Origin of the sequence: Thermus brockianus, assembly GCF_001880325.1 — a bacterium.
Lineage (GTDB): Bacteria > Deinococcota > Deinococci > Deinococcales > Thermaceae > Thermus > Thermus brockianus.
The window spans coordinates 69,065-83,480 of the sequence record NZ_CP016313.1; the positions used below are offsets into that span (position 1 = coordinate 69,065).

Annotated in this window: 10 protein-coding genes and 1 pseudogene; 1 reads left to right on the top strand and 10 read right to left on the bottom strand. The window is 66.1% G+C overall.

What is annotated here, in order from left to right; genetic code table 11:
- Positions 1-37: 37 nt before the first annotated feature.
- The 10 genes from A0O31_RS11310 to A0O31_RS13510 all read right to left on the bottom strand — a co-directional run bounded on the left by A0O31_RS11310 (position 38) and on the right by A0O31_RS13510 (position 13,044).
- On the bottom strand, positions 38-2,128 hold the full coding sequence (locus A0O31_RS11310; protein WP_071678054.1) for a polysaccharide deacetylase family protein: 2,091 nt from the start codon (positions 2,126-2,128) through the stop codon (positions 38-40).
- A 4-nt stretch (positions 2,129-2,132) separates the two neighbouring features.
- Positions 2,133-4,085, bottom strand: coding sequence for a hypothetical protein (locus A0O31_RS11315; RefSeq protein ID WP_152024472.1), 1,953 nt, complete (start codon positions 4,083-4,085; stop codon positions 2,133-2,135).
- 11 nt (positions 4,086-4,096) lie between these two features.
- Complete coding sequence (locus A0O31_RS11320) at positions 4,097-4,855, bottom strand: hypothetical protein (RefSeq protein ID WP_071678056.1); 759 nt, start codon at positions 4,853-4,855, stop codon at positions 4,097-4,099.
- 10 nt (positions 4,856-4,865) lie between these two features.
- On the bottom strand, positions 4,866-6,947 hold the full coding sequence (locus A0O31_RS11325) for a dockerin type I repeat-containing protein (RefSeq protein WP_071678057.1): 2,082 nt from the start codon (positions 6,945-6,947) through the stop codon (positions 4,866-4,868).
- 354 nt (positions 6,948-7,301) lie between these two features.
- On the bottom strand, positions 7,302-8,180 hold the full coding sequence (locus tag A0O31_RS11330; RefSeq protein WP_071678058.1) for a hypothetical protein: 879 nt from the start codon (positions 8,178-8,180) through the stop codon (positions 7,302-7,304).
- The gene (locus tag A0O31_RS11335; RefSeq protein WP_071678059.1) at positions 8,125-8,697 is read right to left on the bottom strand and encodes a sugar-binding protein; all 573 of its coding nucleotides are present in this window, start codon (positions 8,695-8,697) and stop codon (positions 8,125-8,127) included. The genes A0O31_RS11330 and A0O31_RS11335 overlap by 56 nt, the downstream gene beginning before the upstream one ends.
- A gap of 16 nt (positions 8,698-8,713) precedes the next feature.
- Positions 8,714-9,511: an ABC transporter permease gene (locus A0O31_RS11340; protein WP_071678060.1), complete on the bottom strand. Its 798-nt coding sequence runs from the start codon at positions 9,509-9,511 to the stop codon at positions 8,714-8,716.
- Positions 9,504-10,439: an ABC transporter permease gene (locus A0O31_RS11345; protein ID WP_071678061.1), complete on the bottom strand. Its 936-nt coding sequence runs from the start codon at positions 10,437-10,439 to the stop codon at positions 9,504-9,506. Before A0O31_RS11345 ends, A0O31_RS11340 begins: the two co-directional genes overlap by 8 nt.
- On the bottom strand, positions 10,440-11,921 hold the full coding sequence (locus A0O31_RS11350; RefSeq protein ID WP_071678062.1) for an ABC transporter substrate-binding protein: 1,482 nt from the start codon (positions 11,919-11,921) through the stop codon (positions 10,440-10,442).
- Positions 11,922-11,946: 25 nt separating this feature from the next.
- A complete protein-coding gene (locus A0O31_RS13510; RefSeq protein WP_071678063.1) occupies positions 11,947-13,044 on the bottom strand; it encodes a DUF3137 domain-containing protein in 1,098 nt (365 codons plus the stop codon).
- Between the two features lie 120 nt (positions 13,045-13,164).
- On the opposite strand from A0O31_RS13510, the pseudogene A0O31_RS13615 reads away from it, so the two are divergent.
- Positions 13,165-14,383, top strand: a pseudogene (locus tag A0O31_RS13615) (RNA-guided endonuclease InsQ/TnpB family protein).
- Positions 14,384-14,416: the final 33 nt, after the last annotated feature.

The following is a 14,416-nucleotide window of genomic DNA, read 5'->3' on the forward strand; positions in this document are numbered from 1 at the left end:
GGAATAGGGGTAGGTGCCTTCGGTAACGAAAAGAACCCTAAGGTGACTGGAGCGCATACGTTCCCGTTCCTACAAAACAACGGTTACGGCCGGCATATGTGTCGCACGAGCTGCCTTGGATGCCCGTTACCCAGACGGGTTTACCCGTCAGCGTGAGGGTTTGGGCGGTGGGGTCAATGACCGCCCGCACGCTTCCCGTGCGCACCGCCTCAAAGTGCCGGTAGCGCTTGAGGGCGCGCTCGCCGTATTCCAGCCAGGATGGGGAGAGGAGGGGAAGGGCGCTGTAGGTGGCGTACTTTTGCACAAGCGTTTCCAGCCAGTCAAAGACCAAGTTCTTGTCCGGGGCGTACGCGCGCAGGTTCGCCTGGTGGAAGTAGTGGCTTCCCCCATCGGTGAAGACGTGGTACAGGGCCAGGTTGGTTTCTTGGCCCAAGTACTCCCCATAGGTGAGGGAACGCGTCCAATAGGGTGCGGTGCCGCCTGGGGCGTAGATGCTGTTGTAGGCGTTTAAGGCCTCCTGGTCCGTGCTCACGTTGTAGAAGACGTTGGTGGGCCAGTCCGCTACCAGGTATAGGCTAGGGGCCAGAGGGTGGGGAAAGGCGCAGGTGCGGCAGGGGGGCTTTTGGCTATTCACGGACCAATTCACCTTGGCGAAGCGGACCTTGTGTTCGGTGAGGGCTTGGAGAAAATGCAGGTTAGATGCGCCGAGGCCGTTGTCGGTACGGGGGAAATCGTAAGGGTTTGCGCCCTTCCAGCCAAAACCCGAGTACTGCCCGCTTTTGAAGACGGTGTGCTCGTAGCGGAGGCCTAAGAGGCTCGCTATCCGGTTGTTCTCGGCGATTTCCCTGCGGGCCTGGGCCGGGTCGGTAAAGTCCATGTCCCAGTGGGTGTAGGAGTGGTTGTAGAAGCGGAAGGTGTCCTTCAGGACTTGGGTAGCCTGCAGGAGGCCGTCCGCCTGGTTAAGCGGTTCGCCCGCAGACGTGCCGGAGGGGTCGCAGGGGTTTAAGGAGTCGTTGGGGTTGGGGTCAGAGACCGCCCCGCATCCATTAAGGGCGATGTCTAGGGTGAAGGCCTGGGCCACGGGGTAGGAGCGGAGGGCGGCTTGCTTGTCCGCCACGGCGTACGCCTCGAGGGCGCTTAGCCGGAATTCGGCGGCGTTGCCCACCCCCGGCCCGTCGCCGGGGATTTCGGTGGAAAGGAACCAGTCGTCCACGTCCACCCGCAGGTACCGGCTGTACTCTCCCACGTACACTCCGCGGGTAAGCCAGTGAATGAGCCCGGGAGCGAGAAGCCAGGTATGGACGAGGTAAGGGCTTTGGTCAAAGGTGAGGAGGAGCTGCTCCCGCCCGTCAGGGGTGGTGCGCACGATGGCGAAGACGTAGCCGTCCGCGTCCCTCAGGAGAGGGGTGGCGGCGCAGGCACCGCTTAGCGTTGCCTTGTAGGCGTAGGCGTGGCGCACGGGAAGGGTTCCCGTGAGGTCGGAGAAGATCGCCTGGCCTTCCGGGGTGAGGGTTAGGGGGTAGCTCAGGGCGAGGTCTATGCCGTCGGGGTCATTGGCGGGGGGGCTTGGTGTGGAGAAGCCTTCCACCGGGGTGAGGCAGCGGTCCTCGGGATAGGTCCCGGGGTAGGTGTAAAGGACGAGTTCCCGCACCCCGTAGTCCCGCTCGTAGGCCCAAAGGCGGTTCCAATCCTCCCAGGTCATGGGGTTGGACCCTGAGGCCAGCTGGCCTTCCGCCAGGATCACCCCTTGGAAGCGCCCCGTGCCATCGGGCTGGGTGAGGGGCACCTGGCCGAAGGGGGTTTCGCTCAGGTTCACCACCTCGTGGGGGATGAGGAAGGTTTCCAGGATGTCCCGGGCGGCGGCGAAGTGGGGGGCTTGTGCGGGGTCGGTGGAGGTGGTGAGGAGGAGGATGCGCGCCTCGTACCTGGCTCCGGAAAGGGCCTGGGGCCTTAGGGGGAGCTTCAGGGGCACGGGCCCCTCGAGGGCCGGCAGAGGCCGGCTTGGGAGCACCGGCAGGGCTGGGGGTGCTAGGGGAGGGCCTTTTACCTGGACCCTGGGCCCCGAAGGGGCCTGGCCCGTGAGGTTGCAGGCGGCGAGGAGGAGGGCGAGGAGGGCGAGGCGGCGCATGCCGTTACCTCCCCTTTCTCGGCAGGCTCAAGGGGCTTAGCCCCAGGCCCTGCGGTTGGGCGCTACCCACCCCGCTTCCCGGTACCACTCCGGACCCGTCCACGGTGAGGACGTGCCACCAGGTGTCGTACCCCTGGGCGCTTGGGGGGGCGGGGAAGGCCTGTACGGGGTAGCCGGCGTTTAGGACCTCCACCTGGGCCCCCGAGGCCTGCCAGCTCCCCCCGCCAAAGTACCAGTGGACGTAAACCCGGTAGCTTCCCCCTTGGTACCGGAAGCGCAAGGTTTCCTGCCCTGGCCCCTGGGTTACGTCCCCTTCCAGGCAGGCTTCCCCTGTTGGGGGGCAGATGCCGGGGTTAGACCAGGAGATGTGCTGGGTTGCCGGGGTGCCCGGATAGAAAAGGTGGAGGTCTAGGTCGGCCCCCGTGTTCCAGGAGAGGACCACCCGCCAGTCAGCCGCATAGGTGACGGTCAGGGTGAAGTCCCAAGACCGGGTGGCCCCACCCCCTTGGGGCGTCGCCTTGAGGCGCAAGAGGTAGGGGCCGGGCGGGGGGTTGGTCACGCGCAGGGTCACGGGCCCCCCCGATGCGGGCAGGGAGCTGGTATCCAAGGCGATGCGAGAAGGGGGGGGCGCCCCGTCTTGCCCTTCTAGGGCCAGGACCAGGGGCGTGTTGAAGCCGTTTTGCGCCGCCACCGTTACCTGGAGGCTTCCCCCGCCTCCCCAGGGCAGGGTGAGGGCCGTATCCCCCCCGAGGGAGAAGTCGGTGATCCTAAGGGTGAAGTTCACCTCCCGTACCCGGTTTCCCCCCTCTGCCCGGAGGGTCAGGGGGTAGTCCTGGGGGCTGAGGCCTGGGTCCAGGGCCAGGGTGAGGGGAACCGTGACGGGGTTCCCGTTCAGGGCCACCGTGGAGGGGCTTAGGGTAATCCCTGGTGGAGGGTTTACCAGGCTCAGGTTCACGGACCCGTTGAAGCCCAGGAGGGGGGTGAGGGTGAGGGAGGCCTGGGCCTGGCCGCCCACGGGGGCGGAAGGGTTACCTTCCAAGGACAGGAGGAAGTCGGGGGCTAAGCTGTTCACGGCCACCGCCCGGCTTCCAGCGGTCCCGGCAACGAAGCGGATGGCTCCCTGGTCCACGCTTTGGTTGGCCGTCACCTTATAGACCTTTCCCGCGTAGCCTGAAGGCGTTTCATCCTGGACCGTGAGGCCGCTGGGCGCTTGGAGGGTGACCGCAGGCAAGGGTTCGTTGCCCGAGTTGCCCACGAGGACGTGGGCGCTTTCCCCGGGGTTTAGGCTTAGGACGAGGGGCGCCACCTCGAGGCCCGGCCCCAGGTTGGGGTTCACCACCTTGCGCAGAAGCCGCACCAGGTCCTGTTCGTCGGCGTAGCCGCTGGAGTCCAGGTCGGCGTGGTAGCGGCGGTAGGGGTTGGGAGTGGCAGCCCCCGTGAGGAGGTCGGCCAATAAGACGGCATCCGCCAGGCCCACACTGCCGCTGGCGTTGAGATCGCCCAAGGGTTTTTGAGCGAAAGCGGGGTCCACCTCCGCCTGGCCCACCCCCGGAAGGGAAGTGTAGCTCTGGGGCCCTAGCCGGCCTTGCGGGCTGGGGCCTTCCTCCTCCCAGGAGAGGCTTGCCCGGGTGGCCTCCTGTTCTAGGAGGCGCGCCTCGGGCTGTGCCCCCGGCTTTAGGACCTGGAAGCGGACCCGGAGCACCTCGCCGGAGAGGTCCCGGTAGGAAACCCCCACCAGGCGTATGCGGCCGGCCTCGAGGTGGGCCTCGGTGAGGAGGGGGCTTGCGGAGCCTAGGTAGCGGAGGGCGCTGGGGTCAAAGGTGACCTCAAGGAAAACCCCGCGGACCGCCTCGCCCCGAAGGACCAAGGCCTGGGAAAGGGGAGAGGGATAGGCCCCCTGGGGGCCGCTACAGGAGGCAAGTAGGAGAAGGATAAGCCAGATAAGGCGCTTTGCCATGTTCCCACCTTTCATGGGGCAAGCCATAGGTTGCCTCCGTGCACGGGTTCCTCCTGATAGGAGCCCTCCCGCACAACGAGGGCATGGGTCAGGGAAAGCATCCCCTCACCTGCGCCCATGAGGGCTATGGTCCCCACCTGGCCAGGTCCCTGAAAGGCCCTGCGGGCCTCGCAGACAAGGAGGGCGTTCCAAACGTTGGGCGTTTGGGAAAGGGGATGGAGTTCGGGGAGGCATTCCTGGGTGAGGGGGCCCGGGCTAAAGCTTAGGGTGAAGCCCAAGGGGGCCTCTATGCGGAACTGCATCCCTTGGTAGGCCCTGAGGGTTTGGCCGAGATAAACCCCCACGAAGTAGGTACTTCCCGTCCGTTCCAGGAGTTTTGGAATGAGGGTGAGGACCACCGTGGCGGACAGGTCCCTTTCCCGAACGATGGAGCCGCTTTGGGCGCGAAGCTTGAGCGCATAGGTGCCCGGGGCAAGGTACTCTAGGGCGGACACCTCGAGGGTCTGGCTCACAGGCTCGCCGGAGAGCCATACGGAAAGCGGGGCCACGGTGAAGCCAGGCGCAGGGTCTCCGTGCGCGTTGACCATGAAAAGGTTAACCCTGCCCCTAAAGCCCCCTTCCGGCGCCAGGACGATCTGGGTGGTCTGGCTCCCTCCTTGAGGGAGGGTGAAAGCAGCGGGATCGGGCCCGGATAGCGTGAAGGTGGCGCCGGGCGCCCCGGGGAACTGGGCACACGCGGTGAGCGTAAGGAGGACGAGGGGACTACGCATCCCAGTCCCCCTAGGGCGCCAACGTGAGGCTTCCTCCGCTCGCCGAGGGGTCCTCCGTGTAATCCGGCCTCACGAGCACCACGTCGCCCACGGTCAAGTTACCCCCTGCCGTGCCCGCTACGGTGAGGAGGGCAAGTTGGCCGGGACCGCTGAAGGAGGTGTTGCATACCAGGACCACATTCCACCGGTTGGGGTTGGTAGAAACTGGGGAAAAGTCCAGTAGGCAGCCTTGGGTGAGGGTACCCGTGCTTGCGTTCAGGGTAAAGCCCGCAGGCAGGGTCACGCTGAACTGGGCGCCGCGGTAGGCTTCGGTGGTGCCCACGAGGTTCACGCCCACGGTGTAGGTGTTGCCCGTGCGGCTTAGGAGGGTCGGTTGCAGGGCTTTGTCCGCTGCGGTGACCCTGAGGGTGAAGGTGTGGCTTCGGCTCAGGTCACCGCCGCTGGCCTGGAGGGTTAGGGTGTAGTCGCCTTGGGCCACGTTGGGGCCCACGTTCAACGTGAGCGCCACGCTGTTCCCGGTAGTGGGGTTTTCCGCGAAGCTATAGGACACCTTGTCGTTTCCGCTTCCGAGGACGCTTCCGTTTAGGCTCAGGGTGATGGGCCCGGCGAAGTGGGTGCGGTTGAGGGTGACGTTTAGGGTGCCCGAGGCACCTTGTGCCAGGGTGAGGTCTCCTGCGTTCACGGAGAAGTCGTAGAGGGTGACGGTAAGGGGCTGTGTGCGGGTGAGGCTACCCCCGCTTGCCCGCACCAGGAGGTTGTAGACCCCCGCTTGGGCGCCGGAAGCGTTTACGCTCAGGGTCACCGGGTTGCTGGCGGGCAAGGTGACACTGTTGGGGGTTAGGGTGAGGGGCGCAGGGTTGCCGTCGGCATCGGTGAGGGCAAGGCTCACGTTCCCACCGAAGCCGCCATAGGGGAAGAAGAAGGCTTGGAGGTTTCCTGATCCGCCCACAGGCTGGGTAAGGGCGCTTTGGCCCAGGTGGAACTCAAACCCGGGCGCCTCTTGCACCACTAGGGCAAAGGCCTTTTCCTGGGAGAGGGTTCCGCTTTCCGCCCTCAGGCGGAGGGTGTAGGTGCTAGGCGCTACCGAGCCGCTTACAGCGAGGGTGAGGTTTCCGAAGAAGGGGCCGTTGAGCGTTACGGTGCTCTGGCTTTGCAGGCTCACCCCAGGAGGAGCGTCTAGGAGGCTTAGCGTTACGTTCCCCGTGAAGCCGTTTTCCGGGGTAAGGGTAAAGCCCAGGTTGGCTGTCCCCCCCGGGATGGTGGTGGTGCTCGGGGCGCTAAGCTCTAGGCGGAAGTTCGGGTAAGGGGCGTGCACCCGGGCGGTGCGGGTGCCGGCGCTACCCGCTTGGCACTGGATGCTCCCTTCCAGGGTGTTTCCCTGGGCTTCCACCTTATAGGCCTTGCCCGAAGCTCCTTGGGGCGTCTCGTCCGAAAGCGTAATCCCTTGGGGATGGGTGCAGGACACGTTGGGAAGCGTTCCGTTCCCAGAGTTGTTGAGGAGGAGGTAGGTGTGGGCACCGGGGCTTAGGGAGATGTCCTGGGGTGCAAGCTCCAGGTTGGGCTCCAAGGTGGGGTTGACAATCTTCCTCAAGAGAAGGGCAAGGTCCTGGCTAGTCAACGTGCCGCTGGAGTTGAGGTCCCCGTGGTAGCGCTGGTAGGGGGTGGGGTTTGCCACGTTGCCGGCGAGGATGTCTGTGAGGAGGACACCGTCCGCTAGGCTCACGGCGCCGCTTCCGTTTAGGTCACCCAGGGGGTTCTGCACAAATCTAGGGTCGGCGTCGTTTTGGCCGATTCCTGAAACAGCGGACTGGGGTGAGACCAGAGCCTGCGGCTGGAGGCTGCCTGCCTTCCAGGTCTGCCTTACGCTTCCCTCCGCAGGGAAGGTTTCCACCACCTGTACCGCGGGCCTCGCCCCCGGCCGGAGCACCTCAAAGGTAAGCGCGAGAAGGGGGCCCGAGGGCGCTTGGGGGGCCACGGCAACCGCGCGGACCCTTCCGCCTTGGGCGAAGGCCTCCACCCCGTAGGCCCCTTCCACCCCTACGTAGCGCAAAGCGGCGGGGTCAAAGGTGACCTCCACCAAAAGGCCCCGCACGCCTTCCCCTTGCAGGGCAAGGCTCCAGGTTTCTGGCCTATGGCTTCCCGGCTGGCTGCACGCGCCCAGAAGCGCGCCGAACAAAACGAAACCTACAACACGCCAATGTCCCTTCATGCGACCTCCCAATACAGAACCCGAATTGTGCGGGGTAAGAGCAATCCTTGCTTCCCAAGGCGAGAGAAAACCCACGTGAAAGCGGGGGGCGGTACGGATTGACCCAATCTACATTACTGCTGACCGCTCCTGCTCCCACCCCGCTACTTCCCAGCTTAGAGGAGCGGTAAGTATTCGTCTTCAGCCACTGGCTCTAGGACCATTTTGCGCCAGGTCCTAGGCCTATGCGTCTGAGGCCTAAGGCGTTTGGGGCGCCTCCGTGAGTTGCCCACGGGCCACATAGGGCACAAAGCCCAGTTCTAGGGCCCTTCGTAAGGCGGAGTCAAAGGCCTCGGCGTGCGGCGTCTGGTCCAGGCTGAGGGCGGGAAGCCCCCGCTGCCGAAAAGGCCACACGGGGCTGGGATCGTTTAGGGCGATCTGGCCCCTAGCGTCCACGGAGAGCCCCGAATAGACCACGGCGTCCAGGAAGCGGGCGGTGCGCCGCAATACCCGGAAGCCCCGGTGTTGCAGGAGGAGGGCTTGCGGGTAGCCTTCGCGAAGGCTACGGATCAGGGCGGCGAGTTCCGGGATTATTTCTGGGTATAGGTCTGCAAGGTCTAGGCCGTCCAGGAAGAATCCCTCAAAGCCGAGGGCTAAAAGCCGGGCGGCCTCTGCCCGGACCTGGGCCTGCCAGAGAGCGGAGGCGGGGTCCATAAGGAGGGTATCCGGCGCGTAGGGGTTGGGTCCTAAGGCAGCTTTAAGGAGGCCTTTTTGTTCCGCCTCCCCTCGAGGCACCACCCCCACGGGCAGGTAGGCCACCACCCGTACCCCCCTTTCCCTAAGTCCCCTTACCAAGGCCAAGGGGGCTTCCCGGGCGAGGACCACGAGCTCGTAGGCCTGGAGCGAGGCGAGGGCGCCTGGGTCTCCTCCGTAGTAAAGCGCCCAGCGCCGGATCCCTTGAAGGCGGCTCGGAATAGGGGGGAGCATCCCCTCCCGGACCCGGACCTGGGCCGCCAGGGCCTCGGGGTCGTTGGGGGCCTCCAAAAAGGCCAGGTAGCCGTAATTGCCAGGGGAGTGGAAGCTACCCCCCAGGGGCCAAAGGGTGTACTCCCCGGCTGCCGGGTGGCCGCGGCCCACCTTGAGTTGCCAAAGGTCGCCCCGTTGGGGGGGGAGGAAGGGCCTCGCCAAAGGGGATGCGGAGTTCCGCCCACCATCCCCCGGGGAAGGTTCCGGTCCTGGCCTCAAAGGCGAGGGGGGTCGTGTACCGCTCAAAGCGGACCCCTTTGGGGTTCACCGCCAGGTGCAGGTCGGGGGCCTCCTCGTCAAAGGCGTGGGGACGCAGAAAAACCTCCAGGGTATCGTCCTGCCACCACTCCGGGTCGTCGGCTTGGCGCTCCGCCTTGGGAGGCGTTTCCTGGCGAAGCCGGGCTGCCAGATAAAGGGCCTGGTCATCGTAGGCCACTTGGAAGGTGCCGGGGAAGCGGGCGGTTTCGGGGGGATACACCGTGGTGAGCTGGAGGGTATAGGTGGGAAGTCCTGGGTAGAAGCCTGCGCCCCAGGGGCCTGGGGGTCGGGGAAGGGCCTGCGCCACCACCACCTCTTGGGCCAGGCCTATTCCCCCCAAGGCCAGTAGGGTTACGAGAATTCTGCGCATGGGTTCACTATAGCCCCTACCGCCGGGGGTCAAGCCGATCCCGTAGCCCGTCCCCCAGGAAGTTGAAGCCGAGGACCGCCAAGGAGAGGGCGAGGCCCGGGACCAGGGCGGGGTAGGGGGAGAGGGGAAGGAAGCTCTGCGCCTCCCGCAGCATCCGGCCGAGGCTTGGAGCGGGGGGCTGGACGCCGAGGCCCAGGTAGGAGAGGGCGGCTTCGGCGAGAAGGGCGGCGGCGAAGGCCAGGCTCGCCTGGACCAGGAGGGGTCCGAGGAGGTTGGGGAGGAGGTGGTGGCGGAGGATGCGCCCCCTCGAGGCCCCCAGGGCCAGGGCCGCCTCCACGAAGGGGGCGTTCCGGAGGCCCATGGCCCCGGCCCGGGCCACCCGGAAGAAGGCGGGCACCATGGAAAGCCCCACGGCCAGCATGCTGCTCAGGGCCCCAGGGCCCAGGAGGGCGGCGAAGAGGAGGGCGAGGAGGAGCCCCGGAAGGGCGTAGAGGGCCTCCATGAGGAGGCTCAGGGCCCCGTCCACGAGGCCCCCCAGGTAGCCCGCCCAAAGCCCCAGGGTCACCCCCAGGCCAAACCCCACCCCCACGGCGATACTTCCCACCCAAAGGGCGTTTTTCGCCCCGTGGAGGAGCCGCGCCAGGAGGTCCCGGCCTAAGGGGTCGGTGCCCAAGGGGTGCTCGGGGCAGGGGGGGCTTAGGCGGCGGAGGAAGTCCGGGGCGTTGGGGTCCACGGGGTAGAGGAAGGAGGCCAGGGCCAGGAGGAGGAAGAGGCCCACGAGCAGGCTTCCCAGGAGGAGGCTTGGGCTACGCATACTCCACCCGCGGGTCCAGAAGGCCGTAGAGGAGGTCCACGAGGAGGTTGAAGAGGACGATGAGAAAGGCCATGGCTAGGACCAGGCCCTGGAGGAGGGGGTAGTCGCGGGCCTCGAGGGCGGTGAGGGCCAGGCTCCCAAGCCCCGGGAGGGCGAAGACCGCCTCCACGATCACGGCCCCCGTGAGGAGGAAGCCCCCCTCGAGGCCCAAAAGGGTCACCAGGGGCAGGCTGGCGGGCTTCAGGGCGTGCTTGCGGAGGACCCAGGCCTCGGGCACCCCCTTGGCCCGGGCAGTGCGGATGTAGTCCTGGGAGAGGACCTCCAGGAGGCTCGCCCGGGCCATGCGGAAGAGGAGGGCGGCCCGGGAGAGGGCCAGGGTGAGGGTGGGGAGGAGGAGGTGGCGGAGGGCCTCCCCAGGGCTTTCCCAGCCCGGGAAGCCGCTTGCCGGGAGGAGGGGGAGGTGGACGGCGAGGAGGTAGAGGAGGACCACCCCCAGGAAAAAGGTGGGGAGGGACTGGAGGAAGGCCATGAGGCCGCTCAAGAAGAGGTCCCAAAGGGGAAAGCGCACGGCGAGGAGGGCGAGGGGCAGGGCCAAGGCCAGGCTACCCAAAAGCCCCAGGAGGACCAGGGCCAAGGAGAGGGGAAGCCTTTCCCCCAGGAGTTCCGCCACGGGTTTCCCGTAGCGGATGGAAACCCCTAGCTCCCCCTGGAAAACCCCCCCTAGCCATTCCAGGTAGCGGGCGAGGGGGGGCTTGTCCAGGCCCAAGGAACGTTCCAGGGCGGCCCGGGCCTCGGGGGAGGCCTCGAGGCCCAGGATGGCCTGCACCGGGTCCCCCGGCAGGAGGAGGAGGAAGGCAAAGACCAAGGTGGCGGCGAGCCAAAGGGTGAATAGGGCGAGGAGGAGGCGCCGGAGGAGGAAGCCCCGCATCTAGCGCGCCAGGTAGACCCGGGTCACGTTGAGGCTCGGGGTGGGCTGGTTGGTCCACCAGCCCATGACCTCCCGGCGCATGGCGGCCAGGTAGGGGGCGTTCATCACCCAAAGGTTCACGGCGTCCTGGGCGAGGAGGCGTTGCATCTCCTTCATGAGCTCGCAGGCCCGCCTGGGATCGGGGGTGCGGAGGTATTGGGTGTAGAGCTGGCGGAACCGGGGGGAGTCGTAGCGGAAGTAGTAGTTCGGGTTGGCGTAGACGCCGATGTCGTGGGGCTCGGAGTGGCCGATGATGGTCATCTGGTAGTCCGCCCCCCGGAAGACCCGGGAAAGCCAGGTGGCCCACTCCACCACCTCGAGGCGGGCCTGGACCCCGATCTGGCCCAGTTGGGCGGCGATGGCCTCCCCAAGCCGCCTTTCGTAGGGGTAGGGGGCGGCCAGGGTGAAGGTGAAGCGCAAGGGGTTGTTGGGGCCGTACCCCGCCTCCTGCAGGAGGGCGCGGGCCCGGGCGGGGTCGTAGGGGTAGTGGCCGGAAAGGTCCTCGTAGCAGCTTTCCCCCGGGGAGCGGTGGCTCCCGATGGGGGTGCCATAGCCGAGCATCACCCCTTCCACCAGGGCCTTTTTGTCCACGGCGTGCTGGATGGCCCGGCGCACCCGGGGGTCGTTGAAGGGGGGGCGGCTGTTGTTCATGCCCACGGTGATCTCCGTGGTGGTGAAGCCCGTCACCACCTTGAAGCCCGGGTCCCGCCCGAGCACCAGGGCGTTTTCGGGGCTCACCCCGAGGCCGATCACGTGGATGTCCCCGGCCCTTAAGGCGGCGATTTGGGCGTTGGCGTCGGGCAGGAAGCGGAAGAAAACCCGGTCCAGGTAGGGGAGGCCCGGCTCGTAATACCCCTCAAACCGCTCCAGCCTCACCCCAACCCCCCGCTCCCAGGCCACGAAACGGAAGGGGCCGGTGCCGATGGGGTGGGTCCGTTGCGCCTCCACCCGCCCCTCGGGGCCGATGACCGAGTCGGGGCGGGCCAGGTTGAAGAGGAAGTCCTGGTTGGGCTGGCGCAGGCGGAAGACCACGGTGTAGGGGTCCTTGGCCTCCACGCTCTGGATGTCCTGGTAGTACTCGGGGTGGGTGTGGCCGGACCTCGGGTCCCGGGCCCGGTTGAACTTGTAGACCACGTCCTCGGCGGTGAAGGGGCTTCCATCGTGGAAGCGCACCCCCCGCCTCAGGTAAAAGGTCCAGGTGAGGCTTGAGGGGCTTCCCTGCCAGCGCTCCGCCAAGGCGGGGACGATCTCCCCCTTCTCGTTGAACTTCACCAGGCCCTGGAGGACGTTGTCGTAGAGCATCCGGGGGATTTCTTGGCTGGTGGAGGCGGTGGGGTCCAGGACCGGGGGCTCGGCCAGGATGGCTACCCGAAGCTCCCCGCCCCGGGTCTGGGCCAGGGCGAGGGAGCATCCGAGGACGAGGAGCGCCAAGGTGCGCTTCATGGGTTCCTCCCTTAGGGAAAGGGTATCACACGGGCCCTAAGGTGGCGTCCTCGCCGCCAAAGCGGCCCCGCTTCCTGGCCTCGAGGTCCAGCCCCACCGCCTCCAGAAGCCGCTTCGCCTCCATGAGGTCGCGGGTCCAGGCCTCCACGTACCCCCGAAGCGTCTTTTGGTTCAGGGGTCGGAGGAGGCTCGGCTCAAAGCGGTTTCTCCCGCGGATGAGAAACCAGGCCTCGCTTCCCCCGAAGGCCGCCCAGAAGGGCTTGCCGAGGCGCCGCCGGAACATCACCAAGGCTTCCTGCACCCTCGGGGTAAGGAGCTTCCTGGCCTCAACCTGGTCGCCGTACACGTCAAAGAGGCGCTCAAAGGCGCCGGACTCCAGGATGACCCGCCTCTTCTTGGGCGCTTGCCGGTAAAGGGCGTAAAGGGAGGGAAGGGTAAGGAGGAAGGCGAGGGCGAGAAACGCATACAGGGTGTGGGCCTGGAGGTCCCCGGCGCGCGTTAATCCCGTCAGGCCCACGGTCAGGAAGACCAAGGGGATCAGGAGAAGGTTGCCTGGGGTCAGGGCTTTGGGTGTTAGGCCTGCGCCTTGGGGGGCGATGCGCACCTCCTGGGGGAAGGTGAAGGGGAGCTTTAGCCGGTACAGGGCACCCGAGAAAAAGCGGCGATACCGGGTGCCGCTTTTGGTCCGCACCTTCTCGTACAGGGCGAGATCCGACGCGCGAAAGGCGAAGGGCGGGATTTCCCCCTCCAGAAGGTCTTCGCTTTCGTACCGGTCCGCCGGGGGAAGGAGGCCGGAGGCCTCGGCTTCCTTCCAAGGAAGGCCCCATTGAGGCGTGTAGGCAAAGCCCAGGGACTTGGCCAAGGGGCGGGTCAGCTTCCCTTTGAGCTTGGTGCGCAGGTAGGACAGGAGGGCGAAGGCGGCGGCAGGGGGAAGGGCGATCAAGGCCACCCAAAGCTGGCCCAGGCTGTCCAGATGGAGGACCTGGAAGAGGAAGGCCAGGAAATAGGCCCAAAGGGGGGTAGCCAGGAGAAGGGCGAGGGCGTACCGGAGGGTTCGGCGGCGTTCCCGCTCCAAGGGGGCGAGCCTGGCCTCGAGGGCCCGGGCTGCGCTTTCCAGGGCCACGGCTCCATTTTAGAGAAAAAAGGGGGCGTGGGGGAGCTATAACCCCCCAGACTTTCCGTCCGTGGGATACATGGCCTCCCCCACGTCCGCCATAGGCGGACAGAGCATAGTGGGCGGCAGATGCACTATCATGGCAGACAGGTGACGCGTAAAGCCTTCAAATACCGCCTCTATCCCACCAAGCCCCAACAAAAAGACCTAGAGCGCACCCTGGAACTCTGCCGCCAGCTCTACAACGCCGCTCTCCAAGAGCGGAGAGAAGCCTACAAGAAGGCGAGGAAGAGTCTTTCCCTTCGCGAGCAGGAACGATGGCTCCCCCAAGTCCGCGCGGACCTTCCCGAGTACAAAAAGGTCCACTCCCAAGTCTTGCAGGATGTCATCAAGAGAGTAGACCGGGCTTTTCAAGGCTTCTTCCGCCGCCTGAAGGCGAGGAAGGGCAAGGCGGGCTTCCCCCGGTTCAAGGGAAGGGGACGCTACGACTCCTTCACCTTCCCCCAAGCCTACGCCACCGGGGTCAAACTCCAGGAGGGGGGGAAGCGGGTGCTCATCCACGGCGTTGGTTCGGTGAAGGTGAAGCTTCACCGACCCCTGGAGGGGCAACTCAAGACCGCCACAATCAAGAGAGAAGGGAACGAGTGGTACTTGATACTTGTCTGCGAGGTGGAGCCAAAGCCCCTTCCCCTTTCCCGCGAGGCGGTAGGTCCGGAAGGTCCGTGAGGAAGCGGCCTCCCGTCCCCTTCCCCTTTCCCGCGAGGCGGTAGGCATTGACTTGGGGACGAATCCCCACTTCCTGGTCACCTCGGAGGGGGAGATGGTTCAGGCCCCCCGCTACCTTCACAAGGCTCAGCACAAACTCGCCATCGCCCAGCGCGACCTTGCCCGTAAGAAGCGGGGTAGCAACCGGTACGAGAAGGCCAGAAGGCAAATAGCCAAGCTCCACCGCAAAATCGCCAATCAACGCAGAGACTTTCACCATAAGATCGCGAGGAGGCTTGTCAACCGCTATGGGGCCATTGTCCACGAAGACCTGAACATCCTAGGTCTGGGCCGTAGCCACGTGGCTAAGGGCGTACATGACGCTGGTTGGGCTCAGTTTTTGCGAATCCTCGCCTACAAAGCGGAGGAGGCTGGTAGGCGAGTGATAACGGTAGATCCTAAGTACACGAGCCAGGATTGTCCGGTGTGTGGCCACAGGGAGAGGCGACCCTTGTGGGTCAGGGAGTTCACCTGTCCCGCTTGTGGGGCTTCCCTGCACCGGGATGTGGCCGCCGCACGGAACATCCTGGCGAAGGCCTGGACGGGGCCTTCGGGCACGGGTCCGGCGTGGGCCGTCCCGTGAGAACCGAGAAGCCCTGCTCTTCGGAGCGGGGAG